Origin of the sequence: Nocardia brasiliensis NBRC 14402 (assembly GCF_000308475.2) — a bacterium.
In the GTDB taxonomy this organism is placed as follows: Bacteria; Actinomycetota; Actinomycetes; order Mycobacteriales; family Mycobacteriaceae; genus Nocardia; species Nocardia brasiliensis.
On the sequence record NZ_BAFT02000069.1, the window covers coordinates 1 to 21,495 of the forward strand.

The 21,495-nt window shown below is 68.1% G+C and carries 15 protein-coding genes and 1 pseudogene; 8 read left to right on the forward strand and 8 right to left on the reverse strand.

All coding sequences use genetic code 11. The features are described from left to right. Positions 1–704 precede the first annotated feature (704 nt). Positions 705–2,413: pseudogene (locus tag TY25_RS25500) on the forward strand (alkaline phosphatase D family protein). Positions 2,414–2,561: 148 nt separating this feature from the next. On the opposite strand, the gene TY25_RS42875 reads toward TY25_RS25500, so the two are convergent. The 3 genes from TY25_RS42875 to TY25_RS25515 form a co-directional block, all read right to left on the reverse strand. Next, positions 2,562–2,873 (reverse strand): hypothetical protein, encoded by a 312-nt coding sequence (locus TY25_RS42875; RefSeq protein WP_052383185.1) that lies wholly within the window; start codon positions 2,871–2,873, stop codon positions 2,562–2,564. A 25-nt stretch (positions 2,874–2,898) separates the two neighbouring features. Continuing rightward, positions 2,899–3,180 (reverse strand): hypothetical protein, encoded by a 282-nt coding sequence (locus TY25_RS25510; protein ID WP_042260027.1) that lies wholly within the window; start codon positions 3,178–3,180, stop codon positions 2,899–2,901. Between the two features lie 91 nt (positions 3,181–3,271). Continuing rightward, positions 3,272–4,441, reverse strand: a complete 1,170-nt coding sequence (locus TY25_RS25515) for a phosphotransferase family protein (RefSeq protein ID WP_029899096.1) — start codon at positions 4,439–4,441, stop codon at positions 3,272–3,274. A 191-nt stretch (positions 4,442–4,632) separates the two neighbouring features. Here TY25_RS25515 and TY25_RS44220 point away from each other — a divergent pair, with 191 nt between their 5' ends. Continuing rightward, positions 4,633–6,051, forward strand: a complete 1,419-nt coding sequence (locus TY25_RS44220) for a hypothetical protein (RefSeq protein ID WP_226887264.1) — start codon at positions 4,633–4,635, stop codon at positions 6,049–6,051. Positions 6,052–6,085: 34 nt separating this feature from the next. On the opposite strand, the gene TY25_RS25525 is transcribed toward TY25_RS44220, so the two are convergent. Both TY25_RS25525 and aspS read right to left on the reverse strand, forming a co-directional pair. Next, positions 6,086–7,078 carry a DUF389 domain-containing protein gene (locus tag TY25_RS25525; RefSeq protein ID WP_226887263.1) on the reverse strand — a complete coding sequence of 331 codons (993 nt, stop codon included), beginning with the start codon at positions 7,076–7,078 and terminating at the stop codon, positions 6,086–6,088. Between the two features lie 417 nt (positions 7,079–7,495). After that, complete coding sequence (gene aspS / locus TY25_RS25530; protein WP_042260031.1) at positions 7,496–9,289, reverse strand: aspartate--tRNA ligase; 1,794 nt, start codon at positions 9,287–9,289, stop codon at positions 7,496–7,498. Positions 9,290–9,664: 375 nt separating this feature from the next. Here aspS and ypfJ point away from each other — a divergent pair, with 375 nt between their 5' ends. Continuing rightward, the gene (ypfJ, locus tag TY25_RS25535; protein ID WP_042260033.1) at positions 9,665–10,588 is read left to right on the forward strand and encodes a KPN_02809 family neutral zinc metallopeptidase; all 924 of its coding nucleotides are present in this window, start codon (positions 9,665–9,667) and stop codon (positions 10,586–10,588) included. 552 nt (positions 10,589–11,140) lie between these two features. Then, positions 11,141–11,683: a hypothetical protein gene (locus TY25_RS25540; RefSeq protein ID WP_042260035.1), complete on the forward strand. Its 543-nt coding sequence runs from the start codon at positions 11,141–11,143 to the stop codon at positions 11,681–11,683. 454 nt (positions 11,684–12,137) lie between these two features. Here the strand turns inward: TY25_RS25540 and TY25_RS25545 are convergent, their stop codons facing one another. Next, positions 12,138–13,796 carry a hypothetical protein gene (locus TY25_RS25545; RefSeq protein ID WP_042260036.1) on the reverse strand — a complete coding sequence of 553 codons (1,659 nt, stop codon included), beginning with the start codon at positions 13,794–13,796 and terminating at the stop codon, positions 12,138–12,140. Further along, positions 13,793–14,209, reverse strand: a complete 417-nt coding sequence (locus tag TY25_RS25550; protein ID WP_226887262.1) for a type VII secretion target — start codon at positions 14,207–14,209, stop codon at positions 13,793–13,795. The genes TY25_RS25545 and TY25_RS25550 overlap by 4 nt, the downstream gene beginning before the upstream one ends. 122 nt (positions 14,210–14,331) lie before the next feature. Between TY25_RS25550 and TY25_RS25555 the strand changes: the two genes are divergently transcribed. From TY25_RS25555 to TY25_RS25570, 4 genes are all read left to right on the forward strand, one after another. Further along, positions 14,332–15,336: an NAD-dependent epimerase/dehydratase family protein gene (locus tag TY25_RS25555; RefSeq protein WP_042260037.1), complete on the forward strand. Its 1,005-nt coding sequence runs from the start codon at positions 14,332–14,334 to the stop codon at positions 15,334–15,336. Positions 15,337–15,367: 31 nt separating this feature from the next. After that, positions 15,368–16,384: an Rv2578c family radical SAM protein gene (locus TY25_RS25560; RefSeq protein ID WP_042260039.1), complete on the forward strand. Its 1,017-nt coding sequence runs from the start codon at positions 15,368–15,370 to the stop codon at positions 16,382–16,384. Positions 16,385–16,520: 136 nt separating this feature from the next. Next, positions 16,521–18,542: a 2-oxoacid:acceptor oxidoreductase subunit alpha gene (locus TY25_RS25565; RefSeq protein WP_226887261.1), complete on the forward strand. Its 2,022-nt coding sequence runs from the start codon at positions 16,521–16,523 to the stop codon at positions 18,540–18,542. Beyond that, entirely contained in the window at positions 18,539–19,618 is a 1,080-nt protein-coding gene (locus tag TY25_RS25570) for a 2-oxoacid:ferredoxin oxidoreductase subunit beta (RefSeq protein ID WP_042260042.1), read from the forward strand. Before TY25_RS25565 ends, TY25_RS25570 begins: the two co-directional genes overlap by 4 nt. 460 nt (positions 19,619–20,078) lie before the next feature. Here TY25_RS25570 and TY25_RS25575 read toward each other — a convergent pair whose 3' ends face one another. Continuing rightward, positions 20,079–21,089, reverse strand: a complete 1,011-nt coding sequence (locus TY25_RS25575) for a malate dehydrogenase (RefSeq protein WP_042260058.1) — start codon at positions 21,087–21,089, stop codon at positions 20,079–20,081. Positions 21,090–21,495 lie beyond the last annotated feature (406 nt).

The window sequence follows — 21,495 nt, forward strand, 5'->3', positions numbered from 1 at the left end:
GCCGGACCACCGGCCAGTCGCACCTCCACGCCACCGGACCGCCGATCAGCCTGACCGCCGGCCAGTCGCGCCTACCACGCCTCCGGAATACCGCGCCATCGGACCAGCCGGTCAGCCGGGCCCCCCATCTCCGCGCCACCGGCCAGTCGCGCCTCCACGCCACCGGACCACCGGACCACCTGTCAGCCGGACCACCCGGTCAATCGCGCCTCCACGCCACCGGACCACCGACCAGCCGAGCCACCGCGCCCGGCCAGTCGCGCCGCCGCGCCGCTCGAACGCAACCTGGTCGAGGGATCAGGAGGAATTGACGGCGTACACCTCTCGGCCGATGCCGCCACCAATTCCTCCTGATCACCCGACCTATTCCGGCCGCCGCCAGTTGGCGACGGCGCAACGGCGGTGCGCGCGATCCAACGCCCGAATTGCCCGGTGGCGGACTTATCCGTCGCCATGGAGACGGACAACCACCGCAGCACCTGCTGAATCACCTGATCACCAGGTAATGGTGGCGGCATCGGCCGAGAGTCGTCCGCCACCATTACCTGGTGATCGTGCGACCAGGGCGCGACCTGCACGCACGTCCACGAACTCTGCGCCCAGCACGGCGGTTCTGGCCGTGTTTCGGCGAGCCGATTTGCGCGGGGCCCCTGGATCGGATGTGATCAATACTCGTGGCTGAAAACGTGACTGTTTCAGATTCTGTGCAGCTCGGACCCATTGCGCGCCGCACCCTGTTCAAGGGTGGCGCGGCGGTGGCGGCCACCGCGACGGCGGTCTTCGCCGCGGGACCCGCCGCGGCCGCCGCGCCTGTGTTCCGGCACGGCGTCGCCTCGGGCGATCCGCTGCCCGACGGTGTCATCCTGTGGACCAGGGTCACTGTGTCCGAGGACGCCGCGCCCGGGTCGGGTGTGGGCGAATCGACAAATGTGCGCTGGGAGATTTCCGCCGACGAGGGATTCTCCGCGGTCGCCGCCTCCGGAACCGTCGCTGCCACAGCGTCTTCCGATCACACCGTCAAGGTCGACGTCGCCGGCCTCGCCCCGGGCACCGACTACTTCTACCGGTTCAGCGCGCTCGGCGAGACCTCGCCGGTCGCCCGGACCAGGACCGCGCCGGCCACCTCGGCCACACTGGAGCGCCTGCGGTTCGGCGTCGTGTCGTGCGCCAATTGGGAGGCCGGCTACTTCGGCGCGTACCGGCACCTGGCCGCGCGCGCCGACCTCGACGCCATCATCCACCTGGGCGACTACATCTACGAGTACGGCCGCGGAAAGTACGGCGGCCGCAACGGATCCGTGCGCCCGCACGACCCGGCCAACGAGACCGTCACGCTGGCCGACTACCGAATTCGGCACGCGCAGTACAAGACCGACCCGGATCTGCTGGCGTTGCACGCACAGCTCCCGTTCATCTGCACCTGGGACGATCACGAATCCGCCGACAACTCCTGGTCCGGCGGTGCGGGCAACCACGATCCGGTCACCGAGGGCAACTGGGCCGACCGCAAGGCCGCCTCCGCGCAGGCCTACCTGGAGTGGATGCCGGTGCGCGCCAAAGGTTCCGGCGCCGAGGTGCAGATCTATCGCCGACTGCGCTTCGGCAATCTGGCCGAGTTGTCCATGCTCGATCTGCGCAGCTACCGCGACCAGGAGGCGAAGCCGGGCGCGGGCTGGCGCGAAGCGGACAATCCGGCCCGCACGATCACCGGCAAAGCCCAAATGGATTGGCTTACCGCCGGTTTGGCGTCCGCTCCGGTGCAGTGGAAGCTCGTCGGCAATTCGGTGATGATCGCGCCGCTGGTGTTCCCGCCGCTGGAACCGGCTACCACCGCGGCCATTACCGGCACTATCGGAGTTCCGCAGTCCGGCGTCATTGTCAACGGTGACCAGTGGGACGGGTACACCGCGGACCGGCAGCGGCTGTTCCGCGCTATCGCCGAACAGCAGGTCGGTGACGTGGTGTTCCTGACCGGCGACATCCATTCCTCCTGGGCCGCAGACCTTCCCGTCGATGCCGCCAACTATCCGGGCGGTCCCACGGTCGGCGCGGAGTTCGTCGTCCCCTCGGTCACCTCGACCAGTGTCGGCGATCTGCTGAAGGTGAATTCGGCGCCGATCGCCGAGTCGATCAAGGGTGTGAACCACCACATGCGCTACGTGGAACTGGATTCGCACGGCTACGGGGTTCTGGAAATCACCCCCGCCAAACCCAGATGGACTGGTTCTACCTCCTCGACGTAGCAGACCCGAATTCCGCAGTCCGCCACGCTACCTCGCTCGCCGTCCCCACCGGGGGCCGCCTGGAACCCCGCCCTCCCCCATCACCTGAGGGTCGACCCATCCGCCACTCCGAGCGCGACCGCTGCGCGCCACCGAACTGTGGACGCGATCGACGCAGGATGTGGCGCTAGGCGTTATAGCCAGGCCCGACAACCACCGCGAGCCAACCAGCGTGAACGCGAACGACGCTGCCGAGTCGCGACTCATTTGACCGTGCGGGCTGCGCGCCGTGTGGCCGACGGCCGTGTGCGATCGAGCAGAGGTCGCGCGTCGACGGTGCTATTCACCGCCTCCGCCACCACCGCCGCAACCCCCACCACCGCCGCCGCAGCTGCCGCCGTCCCCTCCGCTGCAACCTCCGCCGATGTTGATACCTGCGCTGCCAAGAGCCCACCAGTGGGCGTCTTTCTTGCGGAGACGTCGGTTTCGCCGGCCTCGCCGGTAGTCGCCGCTCAGGGCGCTGCCTGCGGCGCGGGCGCGGGTCATGGGGTCGCCGGCTTCGATTCGGTAGGCGCTGCGTCGGCGCCGCACCAGCACGATCGCTACCGCGATCAACACCAGCACGGCGATTCCCACCACTACATAGATCATCGGACTGTTCCTCTCCCGAATGCGTTCACAGTCCGCCGCCCCCGCAACCCCCACCACCGGAACCGCCGAGATCCGTGCCCGCACCGCCCATGGTCTTGTCGGCGAAGTCTTTCTTCTTGCGCCGGCGGCGATTTCGGCTGCGCACGTAGCCCCCGCTCAGGGCGCTACCACTACGCCGAGCACGGGTGAGCGCATCCGCGGCGGCGGCTCGGCGACGCGCCCGCCCGCGCACGACCAGGGCCGCTGCGGCCGCACCGACCGCGAGCACGACAGCGACGACGATGACAATCAGCAGGACATCGCTCATCGGCTACCTCTTTCCCCACCCTGGCGAACAGCTCAGGATACGGCGAGACAGCAGTTCTCGGAAACCCTCAATTATGTGGTGGCCGTGGGGTTTACTCGGACCAGCGCTCTTCCAGCATGGCCGACACGTCCTCGGCGAAGTCACCGATGATGTCGTCGCCGGTGCATCGTGCGTCTTCGGCGAGCGCGGCCCAGCGGTTGATCAGCGCTTCCGAGCGCGGCACGGACAGTCCGTGTTCACGGGCGGCGGCGATGCGCGCGTGGTCAGCGGGCAGGAACCAGTAGGTCGACAACCAGACCCAGATGAGCCGAGCCTCGAGAATGCGCTCCGACAGCAACTCGTCGTCGGCCAGCGCCGGCCAGACACCGACGACCTCGGACCGCCACGCCTCGACCATCTGACTGGCCCGTTCCCGGGACAGTTCGAAATCGCAGAGGCAGCCGGGGAACGAGACCAGCGCGTAGGCGATGTCGAGCGTGGCATCGCGGAAACCGCCCCACTCGTAGTCGAGGAAGCGCGCGCCCTCTTCGTTGAGGATGACGTTGTCGGGGCACAGATCCGACGGGCTGAACGCCCGGAACCGTCCCGCAGAGAACAACCGGTTACCGCGCACGATGCGCTCGGCGATCTCGCCGGGCACCTCGATGCCGAGTTCGCGCTGCAGCAGGCCGGGCACCTCGGCGATCGCCGATTCGGCCTGCTGCGCGATGCCGTCGACCCGGTGCACCACGTCGACCCGGCGCAGCAGCGCGACGAAATCGGCCTCGCGGCCGACCGTGGCGGCGTGCATCCGGCCGAGCGCCTGCGCGAACGCCATGAGCGCGTTCCTGGTCGCGGGTTCGGCGCCGGACTGCAGCACCTGCGTGAGTAGCGAGTTCTCGCCGAGGTCGCTGAGGATGAGCAACCGTTCCGGCAAGCTGTGCGCGATCAGGTAGGCACCGGGCCGGTGTTCCCGGCTCAAGGCGGTGGTGAACTGATACGACACGGCTTCGCGGAGGAACGCGGAGTCGATGCTGGCGACTCCGGGGGCAAGACCACCCGTGGTGCGGTCCTGAGCGTGTCCGCGGACCTGTTTGACGATGAGGGTGCGCGGCAACGAGAAGGCGTTTTCCGCAACACGCACACGGAGAACCGTCGTTCTACCACTACCGCTGAGTTCGATCGGATCGCTCAGCTTTACCGGAGCACCCATTCGCTTTGTGAGCAACTGTTGCGCTGCGGACACGACTTCGGCGGCGCGTTCGGCCAATAGTGCGGTCATCGCCATTCAAGTTACTCGCATCGGGTCACTTCTAGCGAGCGGTTACACAACCTTTCCGCGTCGTTCGGCGTGTCTCGCTCGAGGTTACCGAACGCGGGCTCGTTGCTTGACACCATTGCACCCGTCAGGTTTTCTCATCGTCAACTGCTCTGCGCCACACCGCAAACCAGTTGAGTGGAAAGGTCTATGGCATGACCGGCACACCGCCTCCCCCGCCCCGCGAATCCACTGGCGACGCTCCCGATCACGGAGACGACGAGCGCCGCGCAGCGCGGTCCGGCCAACACGAGAGTCCCACTCCGCCGCCCGCGGAGCCGAGCGCCGGACACGGCAGGCACGAGATGGCAGGGTCGGCCGGATACCCGCAGTTCGAGGGTCCGGGCGCGGCGCAGTACGGCAGCGAACCGGTCGAATCCGCGCCGCCGATGACGCCTCGGCAACAGTCCAGCTACGAGCCGGGCGGTGCGCAGCCGCCGCAGTCCGCCGCGCCGAGTCACGATCCGTCGGGACCGTCCGCGCAACCGGGCTATGTGCCACCCGGCACGCCATCACAGCAATCCGCACAGCCGAGTTACGCGCCAACCGGAATGCCGCCGCAGCAATCCGCGCAATCGGGCTACGTGCCCTCCGGAACGCCCCCGCAGCAATCCGCGCAGCCGGGCTACCCGCCCTCCGGAACGCCCCCGCAGCAATCCGCGCAGCCGGGCTACCCGCCCTCCGGAACGCCCCCGCAGCCGAGTTACACGCCGCAGGAGCAGGGTTACGGTCCGTCGGGACCACCGCCGCAACAGACCCCGCAACCGAGCTACGGCCCGCCCGGAACGCCCCCGCAGCAGCCCGTGGAACCCAGTTACGGCCCGCCCGGAACTGGTGCGCCTTACGGGCCGCCGCCGGACCAGTACGCGGCCCAGCCCGGCATGGCGCCGCCGCCCGGCGCACCGCCGCCCGACCAGCCGGTCTACGGATATCAGCAGGCCGCGACCGCACCAGGCACGCTCGATGTCGGCCAGGCGCTCAGCTATGGCTGGGAGCGCTTCCGCTCGAATTTCGGCCCGTGGTTGGCCGTCGTCGCCTGTGGCCTGGTGATCTATCTGGCGTTCGTGGTGATCGTGCAGCTGACCAACCCGACATCGATGCTGCCGCTACTGCTCGTCTTCCTCGCGGTGCTCGCGGGGGTGTGGCTGCTCCAAGCGGCGATGGTGCGCGGCGCGCTGTACGAAACCGACGGCACCAAGCCATCTTTCGGCTCGTACTTCCGTTTCGTGAACGCGGGCAACGTGTTGCTCACCGCTTTGCTGGCGTTCGCGTTGACCTGTATCGCGTCCGCCGCCTGCCTGCTGCCGGGGCTGGTCGTCGGCATCCTGTGCATGTTCTCGCTGCACTTCGTCGTCGACCAGAACGAGGGACCGTTCGAGGCGATCAAATCCAGTGCGATGCTGGTGATCGCGAACATCTGGCCGGTGCTGCTGCTCACCCTGTCGGTGCTGCTGGTGACGTTCGTCGGCGCGCTGCTCTGCGGTCTCGGTTTGCTGATCGCGGGACCGGTCTCGGTCATCGCGGTCACCTACGCCTACCGCACCCTCACCGGCGGCGTCGCCGCCGCACTCTGATCCCGCAGTGCCCCTGCGTCTTTCACCGCGCGCACTACCGCTGCGAAAGACGCGGGGGCTCAGTGGATCCCACCGCTCGCATGCCGAGCCAGTGCTTGAACCGCTCGACCGGGCCCGCCGCCTTGCCCGCGCGCGGGCGCAGTTGCAGCACGATCACGCCCGCGATCACGATGCCCGCGAGGTTCACCGCCAACTGACCGGCGGACATGAACGCGACGTGCCATTCCCCCAAAGTCGCTGCCACCACGGCGAATCCGGCCGCCGGCACGGTCGTCACCGAGATGAACACCCCGATCAGCGCCGCCGATTTCGCGGTCACCAGCGAGAGCATGCCCGCCGCGCCCGCCAGTAGCGCGACCACCAGCGAGAACGGCCCGACCTCATAGATGAAGTCCACGTTCTTGACGCTTTCCACCCCGTGCAGTGTGATCCACCCGAACTGTTCCCACAGCAGGGTCGCTACCAGCGTGGCCAGCATCGCCACCGGGAATCCGATGGCGAGCGCCAGCGCCGACCGGCGAGCGAGCCGGAAGTCGCGCAGCACCAAGCCCACCGCGAACGCCGCCAGCGGACCGAACTCCGGACCCACCACCATCGCGCCGACGATCGTCACCGGCGAATCGGTGGCCACACCCACCGCGGCGAGCAGGCAGGCGATGGTGAGGAACGCGAGGAAGCTCGAGTTGAGCGTCGACTCCTCGTGCACCTGCGCCAGCAGTTCCTCCCAGACCACCGCGTCGGTCGGATCGCCCGGCGCGTCCTCCACCGCCCGATCCCCCGCCTCGGACAGCACGGTCTCGACCGGACCCAGCGTGATACCGCCGGTTTTGCAGATGCCTAACGCGGTCAGCTCCTCGAGCACGTCGTTGGCCGCCTCCCGGGCCACGTCGGCCTGGATCAGGTCGCCAGCCGGTTCCAGCGCCACCCCGCGCGCCAACGTCACATGCGTGGCACCCGGATTCGCGGCGAGCAGCGACAACACGTCATCGGTCGACTCCGGCGGGCTGATCATGCGCAAGTGCAGCAACGGATTCCCTCTGGTCGGTGCCCACCTGAAGAAGGCAACGGATCGAACTGACCAGAAGGTACCGTTCGCACGCGCACCACGACGCACCCTGCACACCGGCAGACCTCGTGTCGTGACAACACTGGTCCGCACCTGCCGCGCGGGGCACATCGCAGCCAAGCCGCACCCGTTTTTGAGCGACACGGGTCTGCGCGGGCGACGCGACGCACCCTGCACGCCGGCCGGACTCATATTCAGCGGCACGGATCCTGTACGAGCAGACGCGGCGTACCCGCACGCAGACCAGACTCGCGTCTGGACGGCGCCGGCCCCGCGCGGCGACGCGACCCGCACGCCGACTGACCTCGTGTAAAGACTGCACCCATCTCGCTCGGGCGGCGCGATCACCGGGCCGGATCACGCACCGCCCGCAGCGATCTACTCCGCTTTGGCCGCGACCTGCTCGGTCTTCGGCGCGGGCTTGGCGTCCAGCCCGGCTTCCTTGCGCTGCTGCGCGGTGATGGGTGCGGGTGCGTCGGTCAGCGGGTCGACGCCGCCGCCGGTCTTCGGGAACGCGATCACCTCGCGGATCGAGTCCAGTCCGGCGAGCAGTGCGACGATCCGGTCCCAGCCGAAGGCGATGCCGCCGTGCGGCGGTGCGCCGAAAGCGAAGGCGTCCAACAGGAAGCCGAACTTCTCCTGCGCCTCCTCGTTGCTGATGCCCATCACCTTGAACACGCGTTCCTGCACGTCACGCCGGTGGATGCGGATGCTGCCGCCACCGATCTCGTTGCCATTGCAGACGATGTCGTAGGCGTAGGCGAGCGCGGAACCCGGGTCGGTGTCGAAGCTGTCGACCGACTCCGGCTTCGGCGAGGTGAACGCGTGATGCACCGCGGTCCAGGCCGAATGTCCAAGCGCCACATCGCCGCTCGCGGTCGCCTCGGCGGCCGGCTCGAACATCGGCGCGTCCACGATCCACACGAACGACCACGCGCTCTCGTCGATGAGGCCGACCTTGCGGGCGATCTCGCCGCGCGCCGCACCCAGCAGCGCGCGCTGCGCCTTCGCCGGACCGGCCGCGAAGAACACGCAGTCACCCGGCACCGCGCCGACATGTTTGGCCAGTCCGTCGCGTTCGGCGTCGCTCAGGTTCTTGGCGACCGGGCCGCCGAGCGTGCCGTCCTCGTTGACCAGCACATACGCCAGGCCCTTCGCGCCACGCTGCTTCGCCCACTCCTGCCAGGCGTCGAGCTGGCGGCGCGGCTGGCTCGCGCCGCCCGGCATGACCACCGCGCCGACGTATTCGGCCTGGAACACCCGGAACGGGGTGTCCTTGAAGTACTCCGCGCACTCGGTGATCTCGATGCCGAAACGCAGGTCCGGCTTGTCGGAACCGAAGCGGCGCATGGCTTCCGCGTAGGTCATGTGCGGGATCGGCGTCGGAATCTCGTAGCCGACCAGCTTCCACAGCGCGGCCAGGATCTGCTCGGCGAGCAGGATCACGTCGTCCTGGCGCACGAAGCTCATCTCGATGTCGAGCTGGGTGAACTCCGGCTGCCGGTCGGCCCGGAAGTCCTCGTCGCGGTAGCAGCGCGCGATCTGGTAGTAGCGCTCGATGCCGCCGACCATCAACAGCTGCTTGAACAGCTGCGGGCTCTGCGGCAACGCGTAGAAGCTGCCCGGCTGCAGGCGCGCGGGCACCAGGAAGTCGCGGGCGCCCTCCGGGGTCGAGCGGGTCAGCGTCGGCGTCTCCACCTCGACGAACTCGTGGTTCGCCAGCACCGTGCGGGCCGCCGCATTGGCCTTGGAGCGCAACCGGATCGCGTGCGCGGGAGTTTCGCGGCGCAGGTCGAGGTAGCGGTATTTGAGCCGGGCCTCCTCGCCGGGCTGCTCGTCCAGCTGGAACGGCAGCGGCGCGCTCTCGTTGAGCACCTCGAGCTCGTTGACGTTCACCTCGATCGTGCCCGTCGGCAGCTCCGGGTTCTCGTTGCCGTCCGGCCGCAGCTCCACCACGCCCGTCACCCGGACGCAGTACTCCGCGCGCAACCGGTGCGCCTGCTCGGCCGGCGCACCCTCACGGAACACCGCCTGCGCCACACCCGACGCGTCGCGCAGATCGATGAAGATCACGCCACCGTGGTCGCGCCGCCTGGCCACCCATCCGGTGAGGGTCACGGTCTGACCGGCGTGCTCGCTTCGCAGCGAACCAGCCAAGTGGGTGCGCAGCACAGGGTTCCTTTCGACGACTCCGGCACCGGCACGATATGACCAGGTGCGCTCCCATCGTAGTGAGACACATCCGCCGAGCGGAAACCGATCCGACCAGACCCGTGCCAAGCTGTATCCGCCGAGTTTCCCACCCCCGATTCCAGCCCCCGAATCCGGGCATTACCGAACCGACAGCACCACCCCCGACCCGGCCTCCCGACGCGGCCGACACCACACCCGAAACGCTCGACACCAGCCACCCCAGCCCCGACAATCACCCCACCCCGGCCTACCGCGCAGCGAATAGGCGCGCCATAACCTCCGCCACGGAGCGAGCCCGACGAGTGACCCGTTCGCGCCGCGCCCGCGCGGCCGACAACACAGAAAGCGACGACGATGACCTTCAACGAGGGCATGCAGATCGATCCGGATCGGGCGTCTTCCGGCGGTCCGGGCATGGGTGGCAAGATCGCGCTCGGCGGTGGCGCCGGCGGGTTGATCGTGCTGGTGCTCACTTTGTTGCTCGGTGGTGATCCTGGTTCGATTCTGGGACAGTTCACGGGCTCGGAGGAACAGCAGCAGACGCAGCCGGGGACCGCGGGCACGCCCGCGCATTGCAAGACCGGCGCGGACGCCAACAAGTATGTCGACTGCCGGGTGGTGCTGACCGCGCAGAGTTTGGACGCGGTCTGGTCCTCGGAGCTGCCCAAGCAGACCAGGCAGCGTTATGCGCAGCCGAAGCTGACGTTGTTCTCCGGCGCGACCGCGACCGGCTGCGGTAACGCGACGAGCGATGTCGGCCCGTTCTACTGCCCGGCCGACCGCACCGCCTACTTCGATGTCACCTTCTTCCAGGAGTTGGTGGACCGTTTCGGTTCCAGCGGTGGTCCGCTCGCCCAGGAGTACGTGGTGGCGCACGAGATCGGCCATCACATCCAGAATCAGCTCGGCGATATCGGTCGCGCGCAACAGGATCCGCGTGGCACGAATTCCGGCGCGGTGCGCACCGAGTTGCAGGCCGACTGCTATGCCGGGATCTGGGCACATTTCGCCGACAAGACGCCTGCGCCCGGCGGCGGCCAGCCGTTCTTGAAGCCGCTGTCGGAGAACGACATCAAAGACGCGTTGTCCGCTGCCGCGTCGGTCGGCGACGATCGCATCCAGCGTGCGTCCAACCGCCGCGTGAACCGGGACATGTTCACCCACGGTGATTCCGAGCAGCGCCAGAAGTGGTTCCTCACCGGTTACCGCACCGGCCAGGTCAAGGCCTGTGACACCTACTCCGCCCCCGACCTCTCGAATCCCCCCGCCCTGCGCTGACCCAGTTCTCCAGCCCGCCAACAGTTCTGAACCGTGCCGAGCCACGCGCACCCTGCGTGTTCCCGTGAGTTGGCTGGAGCAGGCTCGGGGGCGCACCAGTCGGGCGCTTCCGGACGCGAAATCGCTACTCACGTATTGGTCAGCCGATCACGAGGAACTGGTGGCGGCAACGCCCGAGAACCCAACGCCACCAGTTCCTCGTGATCAATCGTCCAGGTCTGCGTCACCTGCAGAGTCGGATAGTCAGCTGTTCGTCGAGGCATGCCGCCGATCTGATGACCCTGCCGCGCCGCCCGCCCCGGCCGGGACCGGCCCGGATCTGGGGCGCACACCTCACTCTCGTCGCGTAGCCGACAGGTCCGCGCTGGTTGTCCGGTGGGCCAAGAGTGGTGGGGCTGAAGCTGGTTCAGAAAAGGGCTGCTGGGGTGCGGGGGTGGGTGTCCGCATTGGATAATCGGTGTACGGCATTCATCGATGGTGTCGGGTGCCGGGATCGGTTGCGTGGTGGGCCGATCGGATCACCGGTGCGCAGCAGCGGCAGAGAGTGAATTGATGCGTGGTCTGAAAGCAGCACTGCTGGTCGTCCTGGTGGGTCTTGCCGGGAGCATGGGCACCGCGGGTGCGGATCCGAGCGTGGACTCGCCCGCGCTCCCGAGTTCACACCCGCCGGTCTCGGCACCGATGGCGCTGCTCACCCTCACCACCATCCCGAACGCCTGGCAGCCGCGCATCGACCTGCGTCCGCAACTTCAGGTCTTCGGTGACGGCCGCGCCGTGCGGATTCCCGATGCCGTTGCGCCGCAACGCGGTCCGGACACACCCGCAACCCAGGTCAACGGCCACATCCCCGCCGACGTGCTCACCGCCGCCCTCGCCGAGACCAAAGCGCTCGGCACCGTCGATCTCGGTGTCCCCAACGTCACCGACCAGGGCAGTCAGATCATCGACTTCATGCCCGCACCCCCGGAGGAAGACCTCCACCTCGTCGTCTACGCCCCCGAATTCGACAACGGCCTCAACCCCGAACAACAAGCCGCCCGCAAACGCTTCGCCACCCTCTACCGCACCCTCCTGGACGCCTTCATCCAAGACTGACGCCCCGAGCCCACTCCCCGACCAGCCGCACCACTTCCGCCTTCCCGCACCGGCTGAGCCGTGCCAGACCGGGTGCGACACGACAGAACGGGTGCGAAGTCACCGAACACGTGCGCCCACGCCGAACATGCCTGGCCCCGCAGGCCTACCACCTCGTCGCACCTGCTGAATCACCCTCTCCTATCTCGACTTCGAGATATCCGAGCGACTCAGGAGAGGCGGGACAGCTGGCCTGTACCAAGCGACAGATAGGCAGCCACATCACAGATGGTTCGTACGGCTCACAGGGACTGCAAGCCTTGCGAGCCGTACGAACCATCTGTGATACCTGGTCCTAGAGTGCCCCACCACACGCCCTGCCTGGGACGTGCTCGCTTCACGACACCCGGTGCACAGGCACTGAGAGCGCCAGCGATCCCCGGCGAAACCTCAGCCCGCAGCGAAACCTGGCCCTCTAGAACTGATCCTGTTCGTAGTCCGAGCTGATGATCTCGTCGGAGTGCGTCGCACCGATGACATCCGGCGTGGATTCGCCGAGCGGTCCGGTGAGATCGTCGTTTCCGGCGGCGCTTTGGTATGGCTGGACGGTGCGGTTGTGTTCGTCGTCGTCGCCGCGCTGGGCGCCTGCGGCGGCGGGGCCGCCCATGAAGCTGTTGCCCGCGCCGGCTGTGGTGGTGCTCGGCGCGCCGGTGGTGCCGGGGCCGAAGGTGGTGCCGGGTATGCCGCTGATGGGGCGGCCGCCGGGCAGGCTGGTGCCGGGCACGGCGGTGAGTTTCGGGCTGGACGGGATGCCGGTGGTGCCGGGCCGTGCGCTGGTGCCGGGACTGCCGGAACGGCTCAGGCTGCTGGGCACGCCGGTGCCGAGTCCGCTGTGTGTGGAGCTGGGGGTACCCGAGTTGTGCACGGACGACGGTGTGGTCGAACTCGGTGTGCCGGTGAGGGAGGAGTCGACGCCCGCCGCTTTGGTCATGGTGTCGGAGGCGGTGGACTGGGCCTGTTCCAGGATCGGCTGGCCGACGTTCTGCGCCAGCGCCTGCGCGACCTCTTGCGGCGCGGGCCCGCCACCGGGCGCGACCAACTGCTGCACCATGCCGCTGAGTTCGCCGGTTTTCCCGGCGAGGTCACCGCGGGTGGCGTTGACCACGCCGACGGCTTGACCGAGGTGTTCGGTCGCCGAGGCCATCAGGGTGGCCTGCGCGGGCGGGGTGAGGATCACCGGCGCCATGGCGGTGGCCTGCGTCGCGAAAGACGAGGCGATGCCGAGCAATTGCGCGTTGCCCTGCTGCACCACCGCGGCGGCCCGCTGGGTGAGTTCGGAGATGTCGATACCGCGCTGGCTGGTCTCCTGGCCTTCGACGTTCGCCTTCGCGCTGGCCGCCTGAGCGTTGCGCGCGGCCTGGCTCTGCCACAGCTGTTCGACGGTGGTCATGCTGCCCTTGCCGACCGACATCGCCATGTCGATGACCTTGGACGACTGGCTCAGGATCGCGGTCGGATCCAGCGCGCCGATGACGCCGCTGCCGAAACTGTTGAGCAGCGACAGGATCGGCTGCATCAGCAGGTCGACGCCGGGCAGCGCGGGCACCGCGACACCCTGCATGAGCGCGCCGACCGGATCGGCGGGCAGTGCGGGCAGCGAGGTCGGGATCGCGGCTTGCGCCTGGCTGACCGCGGCGGCCACCGAACTGGGCGAGCTGCCGAGCGCACCGTTCAGCACACCTTGGGCCTGATCGAGCACGCCCTGGGCGATCGGGGCGGCGGCCTGCTGGATCGCCGTGCCGGTATCGCCGAGCAATGCCGAAACGTCGGACGGGACACCGGAGATGCCGTTGGCGTCGGCCGTCGGCGCGCCGGACAGACCGGGCATGCCCGGCAGGCCCGTGCCCATCGCGTTGTGCTGGTCTTCACTGATCTTCTTGGCCAGCACGAATTCCGGCGGCTCGATGGGCGGCAGATCCTCGGGCAGCTGCGGCAGCGATACGTCGAGCACCGCCTGCGGCGCGTTCTGCACGGAATCGAGCACGGCCTGCTGGCCGATGGCGACGTTCTGGTCGGCGGCGTGCGCCATCGCGTGTTCTTCGGGCGCGATCACGCCGGTGTCGAGTGGCTTCACACCGCACCTCCGATCTGGTTGCCGATGGCCCCGAGGGCGCCCGCGCTGGACCAGTCAGTGGCGTCGTAGGCCGCGGCGGCGCTGAACGCCGATTCCGAGAGCTTGGCGTACTTGGCGGACAGGTCGTTGATGTCCTTGGCCTGGAGCACTTGCGCCGCGGCGAACATCGCCAGATAGTCGGCGCCGATCAAACCGAACACGGGTACGAGCGCCGCGACGTTTTTCACCGCGTCGAAATTGCCCGCCCCCGCCAGATCACCGGAGATTCCTGCGTTCGTGGCGGCGAACGCCCGGACCGCTTCGGTCTCTACCGAGAGATCACTCATCGAGTTGCCCCCCAAATCGTCGTGCACATCAGTGTCGTGAACTTCTTCGTCGTCACCGCTTGCCCTGCCGAACGGCAAGGCCGCCACGGTTGGGCTCAATATAGCCGACGGTACCGGCAACTTTCGAGCCCAACGGCACGTTCACACAGGGAATAGGAAAGGAACTGGAACGTGTTGCAAATTAGAACAAGTTCTATATTCTCGATCGCATGAAGGTCGCAGTGACCGGCGCAGCCGGCTACCTTGGCACGAATCTGCTCCGCCTGCTCGCCGCGCGCGGCGACGAGATCACCGCGATCGACCGGGTGGTGCCACCCGCGGCGACGCTGCCGAACGTCACCTGGGTCAGCGGCGATGTGCTCGATCCGGCCTCGATGCGGGACGCGCTGCAGGGCGCCGAGATCGTCTACCACCTGGTCGCGGTGATCACGCTCGCAGAGAAGAACGACCTGGCCTGGAAGGTGAACACCGAGGGCGTCCGGGTGGTCGCCGAGGCCGCGCTCGCGGTCGGCGCGCGCCGGATGGTGCACGCCAGCTCGATCCACGCGTTCGACCAGTACCGCTGCGGCGGCCGGATCGACGAGCAGGCCGCCCGCTCGACCGACGACGCCCTGCCCGTCTACGACCGCTCGAAATGGGCAGGCGAAGTGGCACTGCGCAAGGTGATCGACAACGGCCTCGACGCGGTGCTGTGCAACCCCACCGGCGTGTTCGGCCCGCTCGACTACAGCAAGCCGCTGTCCCGGATCAATCGCACGCTGCGCGACGCGGCCCAGGGCCGCATCCCTGCCATGATCGGCGGCGGTTTCGACCTGGTAGACGTCAGAGATGTGGCAGCCGGCCTGATCTTGGCAGCCGAGAAGGGCCGCACCGGGGAGAACTACCTGCTCGGCGGCGAGATGATCTCGATGCTCGAGCTGTGCCGGCTCGCCGCGAATCACGGCGGCAAGCGCGGCCCGAAGTTCGCCATCTCACCCAAGCTCGTTTCGGGCGTCATCCCGGTACTGGCGCCGATCGGCAAGCTGTTCAAGTCCGACATCGTCTCCAAAGCCGCACTGGGCGCGCTCATTTCGGCCCCGGTGGTCGATCACGGCAAGGCCGCACGCGAGCTCGGCTACCAGCCCCGGTGTACCGACGACACCGTCCGCGACCTGGTCACCTTCTTCGCCGATCCAACCCTGCTCACCCCGCCGGACACCCGGCAGATCGCTTGACACCTACTAGAACACATGTTCGACTGATGGGGTGCGGTGGCAGAACCAGACCCTGGACGCCGAGGACGGCGCACTGCCCGGGCTCACCCGGGCAGGTCTGACCCGCACGGTGCAGACGCCCGAATTCGAGGGCATCACTTTTCACGAAGTGCTGTGCAAGAGCGCGCTGAACAGGCTGCCGGAAAGTTCGTCCATGCCGTTCCACTGGACGATCAATCCGATGCGCGGCTGCTCGCATGCCTGCCGCTATTGCTTCGCCCGCCCGACGCACGAATACCTGGATCTGGACGCGGGCCGCGACTTCGATTCCCAGATCGTGGTGAAGACGAATATCGCCGCGGTGTTGCGCAAAGAACTGCGCAGGCGGTCCTGGCATCAGGAACCGGTGGCGCTCGGCACCAATACCGATCCGTATCAGCGGGCCGAGGGCCGATACCGGTTGATGCCCGGCATCATTCGCGCGCTCGCCGAATCCGGCACGCCGTTCTCCATCCTCACCAAGGGCACCCTGCTGCGCCGGGATCTGCCATTACTCACGATGGCAGCCCGCCAAGTTCCGGTGAGTTTGGCAGTCTCCATCGCGATCCACGATCTGGACCTGCATCGCAGCCTGGAGACCGGCACGCCGTCGCCGAAGGCGCGCCTGGAACTCGTGCGCTCGCTCGCCGATGCGGGGTTCTCGGTGAATGTCCTGGTCGCGCCGGTCATTCCGTATCTCACCGACAGCAGGGCACACCTCGACGGACTGTTCGGGGAGATCGCCGCCGCGGGCGCGCACTCGGCCGTCGCCTTCCCGATGCACCTGCGCGGCAGTACCCGCGGCTGGTTCCTCGGCTGGCTCGCCGAACACCATCCCGCGCTGGTGCGCCGCTACCGCCAGCTCTACGGCCGGGGCGCCTACGTGACGCCGGAGTACTCGGCCTGGCTGCGCGAGCGCCTCGATCCGCTGCTCGAGCGACACGCCCTGAAGCCGGGAAAACCGGCCGAACCGGAGACACAACCGGAAAGTCCGCACGCGGCCGACCCGCAGCTGGCATTGTTCGCCTGACGCCTCGACCACCGGTTCCGTACCGAACCACACGAGATTCCGTGGTGAACCACACATATCGGGCGCACGCACCGCGCGGTGCGGAGTAGTTTGGCGAATGGCACCCCTCTCATCGACGAGGAAGTGAAGCAGGCACATGGTTTCGCACCAGAATGATGTCGGCACCAGCCACAGTGCTGCTGGCACGGCCCAAAGCAGCACGGGCGCAGCGAAATTGGAAAAGGTCGTGATTCGGTTCGCCGGGGACTCCGGCGACGGTATGCAGCTGACCGGAGATCGCTTCACGCACGAAGCGGCCGCGTTCGGCAACGACCTCGCCACCCAACCCAACTTCCCCGCCGAGATCAGAGCGCCACAGGGCACGCTGCCCGGCGTCTCGTCGTTCCAGATCCAGATCGCCGACTACGACATCCTGACCGCGGGCGATCAGCCGGACGTGCTCGTCGCGATGAATCCGGCCGCGCTCAAGGCGAATCTGGAAGATCTGCCGCGTGGCGCCACCCTCATCGTGAACACCGACGAGTTCACCAAACGCACCCTCGCCAAGGTCGGCTACGCCGCCGACCCGCTCGACGACGACACGCTGTCGGATTTCGTGGTGCACCGCGTCCCGATGACCTCGCTCACCATGGGCGCCACCGAGTCCACCGGCGTCGGCAAGAAAGACGGGCAGCGCGCGAAGAACATGTTCGCGCTCGGACTGCTGTCCTGGATGTACGGACGCCCGATCGGCGGCACCGAACAGTTCATGCGGGAGAAGTTCGCGGCCAAACCGGAGATCGCCGAGGCGAACGTGCTGGCGTTCCGGGCGGGCTGGAATTACGGCGAGACCACCGAAAGCTTCGCCACCACTTACGAAATCGCGCCCGCGAAGCTGCCGCCGGGCACCTACCGGCAGATCACCGGCAACACCGCACTCGCCTACGGGCTGGTCGCCGCGGGTCAGCTGGCCGGACTGCCGGTCTTCCTCGGCACCTACCCGATCACCCCGGCCTCGGACATCCTGCACGAGCTGAGCAAGCACAAGAACTTCGGCGTCACCACCTTCCAGGCCGAAGACGAGATCGCGGGAATCGGTGCGGCGCTCGGTGCTTCGCTCGGCGGCTCGCTCGGTGTCACCAGCACGTCGGGACCGGGGTTGGCGCTCAAGAGCGAAACCATCGGCCTCGCGGTGATGACCGAGCTGCCGCTGCTGGTCGTCGACGTGCAGCGCGGCGGTCCCTCCACCGGCCTGCCGACCAAGACCGAGCAGGCGGATCTGTTGCAGGCGCTCTACGGCCGCAACGGCGAATCACCGGTCGCGGTCCTCGCACCCCGATCGCCCGCCGACTGCTTCGCCACCGCGGTGGAGGCGGCCAGGATCGCGCTCACCTACCGCACGCCGGTGCTGCTGCTCTCCGACGGGTCCATCGCGAATGGTTCTGAGCCATGGTCGATTCCGAATGTCGAGGACCTGCCGCCGATCGTCCCGGGCTTCGAGCCCGCCGGCGCGGAAACAGACCCGTTCCAGCCGTACGCGCGCGACCCCGAGACGCTCGCCCGGCCCCTCGCCGTCCCGGGCACCAAGGGGCGCGCACACCGGATCGGCGGCCTGGAGAAGGCCGACGGCAGCGGCAACATCTCCTACGACCCGGCCAATCACGAACTGATGGTGCGGTTGCGGCAGGCCAAGATCGACGGGATCAGCGTGCCCGATCTCGAGGTCGACGATCCGGACGGCAACGCCGAACTGCTGATCATCGGCTGGGGCAGTTCCTACGGTCCGATCGGCGAAGCCTGCCGGCGCGCCCGCCGCCGCGGTGTGTCCGTCGCGCAGGCGCACCTGCGGCATCTGAATCCGTTGCCCGCCAACCTCGGTGACGTGCTGCGCCGCTACCGCACCGTGGTCGCGCCGGAGATGAACGGCGGCCAGCTCGCGCTGCTGTTGCGCGGGAAATATCTGGTCGACGTGCGGCCGTGGACGAAGGTCGCGGGTACCGCGTTCTCCGCGCAGGAACTCGTCGGGGTGATCGACGCCGCGTTGGACGGCTCGATCGAGGAGATGGAACAGGACAAGGCCTTCGCCGCACGGGCGCGGGCCACGTACACGACGCAGCCGGACAGCTCCGCGGATCGGGCACAGCCGGGCGACGTCCGACCCACTGGGGGCAACGAATGACCATCATGGAAACCTCGCTCGTCGGTACCGATCTGGGCCTGACGGGACTGTCCGGTGTACCCGCCGCCGACGGCCCGCAGAAGGTCAAGGACTTCACCTCCGATCAGGAGGTGCGCTGGTGCCCCGGCTGCGGTGACTACGTGATCCTCGCGACCGTGCGCGGCTTCCTCGCCGAGCTCGGATTGCGCAGGGAGAACCTGATGTTCGTGTCGGGGATCGGCTGCTCCAGCCGCTTCCCGTACTACCTCGAGGCGTACGGCATCCACTCCATCCACGGCCGCGCGCCCGCCATCGCGACCGGGCTCGCGGTGACCAGGCCGGACCTGTCGGTGTGGGTGGTGACCGGGGACGGCGATGCGCTGTCCATCGGCGGCAACCATCTCATCCACGCGTTGCGCCGCAACGTGAACATGACGATCCTGCTGTTCAACAACCGGATCTACGGGCTCACCAAAGGGCAGTACTCCCCGACCTCCGAGGAAGGCAAGATCACCAAGTCCACGCCGATGGGCTCGGTGGACCACCCGTTCAACACACTGTCCGTCGCGCTCGGCGCCGAGGCCACCTTCGCCGCCCGTGCCCTCGACTCCGACCGGGCCGGGCTGACCGAGGTGCTGCGCGCCGCCGCCGAACATCGCGGCACGTCGTTCGTCGAAATCCTGCAGGACTGCCCGATTTTCAACGACGGCTCGTTCGACGCGCTGCGCCGCGACAACGCCGCGAACCATCTGGTCCCGCTGCACCACGGACAGCCCATCCGGTTCGGCGCCGAGAACGAATTCGCGGTGATACAAAGCGGTTTCGGGCTGGAAGTCACCCGTGCCGACGCGGTCCCTGAAGCCGACATCATCGTCCACGACGCCTACACCGACAACCCGGAATACGCCTACGCCCTCTCCCGCCTGTCCGACCAGTCCCTGGACCACGTCGTCACCGGCATCTTCCGCAGCGTGAGCCGACCCACCTACGACGACGGCGTCCGCGCGCAAACCGCCACCGCCCGCGAACGCAAACCCCTCGACCAGAACTCCCTCCAGTCCTTGCTCACCGGCCCCGAAACCTGGACCGTCAGCTAGGAGTTCGGCCCCGTTCCCGCACCCCTTCCCGTCTTCCCGCACCCGCTGTGGACGGCCACAGCGGGTGCGGGAAGACAGGACGGGTGCGGGAAGCGTTCACGTCGGTCCCGTGTCCGGCGGCCCGGCGCATTCGTGCCTGGGCTTCGGGCCAGTTAGATATTCAGGCACCGCTCGCGCACCCGCTGCGGGCGGGCCCAACCGGTGCGGGAACACCGACCACGTGCGGCGCAACCGGCCCCATCGAACGCGCGGCGAGCCATGGGCCGGAACGGCTCGGGGTCGCCCCGCCGAGGCAAAAGTGAACTGCCGCACCCCCTCTGCGCTCCCGCACCCGCTGTGGACGGCCGCAACGGGTGCGAGAAGACAGAACTCGTGCGGGAATACCGAATTGCGTTGCTCGCGTCCCGGTTCCGGGCGGGCGGGTGCACACAGCGGCGGCTGCGGGCACGCGCGGCAAATGCTAGGGGCGCTTGGCGAAACCGAGGTCGATGACGGCGTCGCGTTCCTGGGTGAGTTCGGCGACGGTGGCGTCGATGCGGGGGCGGGCGAAGTCGTCGATGTCCAGGTCCGGGACGATCGTGTACTTTCCGTCGGCGCAGGTTACGGGGAACGAGCTGATCAGGCCCTCGGGGACGCCGTAGGAGCCGTCGGAGGGGACCGCCATGGAGACCCAGTCGCCGGCGGCGGTGCCGCGCACCCAATCGTGGATGTGGTCGAGGGCGGCGCTGGCCGCACTGGCGGCCGACGACGCGCCGCGCGCCTGGATGATCGCGGTGCCGCGCTGCTGCACGGTCGGGATGAAGTCGTCGGTCACCCAGGCGCGGTCGTCGATGCGATCGAGGGCGGGCTTGCCACCGATGGTCGCGTGCGCGATATCCGGGTACTGGGTCGCGGAATGGTTGCCCCAGATCGCAACTCGCGCGATCTCGGCTGCGGGCGCGCCGGTCTTCTTCGCCAGTTGGGCGATGGCGCGATTGTGATCCAGGCGGGTCATCGCGGTGAAGCGTTCGGCGGGCACGTCGGGGGCGTTGCTCATGGCGATGAAGGCGTTGGTGTTGGCGGGATTGCCGACCACGAGCACCTTCACGTCGTCGGCGGCGCTGGCGTTGATCGCGGCGCCCTGCTCGGTGAAGATCGTGCCGTTGGCGGCGAGCAGATCCGACCGCTCCATGCCCGCCGTGCGCGGCCGCGCACCCACCAGCAGTGCGACATTCGCGCCCGAGAACCCCACCCACGGGTCGTCACTGATATCGATGGACTCCAGCAGCGGAAACGCCCCGTCCTCCAATTCCATCGCGACACCCTCCAGCGAAGAGACCGCCGCCGGAATCTCCAGCAGCCGCAGCCGCACCGGCGTATCCGCGCCGAGCATCGCCCCGGAGGCGATCCGGAACAACAACCCGTACGCGATCTGCCCCGCCCCGCCGGTCACGGCAACGGTCACGGGCGCATTCCGAACCACGCTGTTCACCACTATCTCCTTGCACTAGGCCGACTCTCGCTCTCACCCTATCGACCCTCACTCCCCCCGAAACCACGCGGTGAGCAACCCAACAGTCACCCCACCACCCCACCCCCACCACGCCCGAATTCGACCCCGCATCCGACAAAGCCCCCCACTCACACGCCCTACAACACAACTGACATTGGCGAACAGCAATTCGAGTTGTGCCCGGACTACCGGCGCGACCAGATGGTCCACCGGCACTGGGACGCCCCCCGACAGTGGTGGCCATCCCACACGACACCGTCTGCACAGCCCCGCACAACCGAGCGCCCGCGCGGTGCTCTGCCGCATGGCCCCAACCTCGGGCAAGAATTCGCCCGTGCCACCCGTCCGGCCCGGCCGAACAGCCTGTCGCCCTGCGTAACCTGCC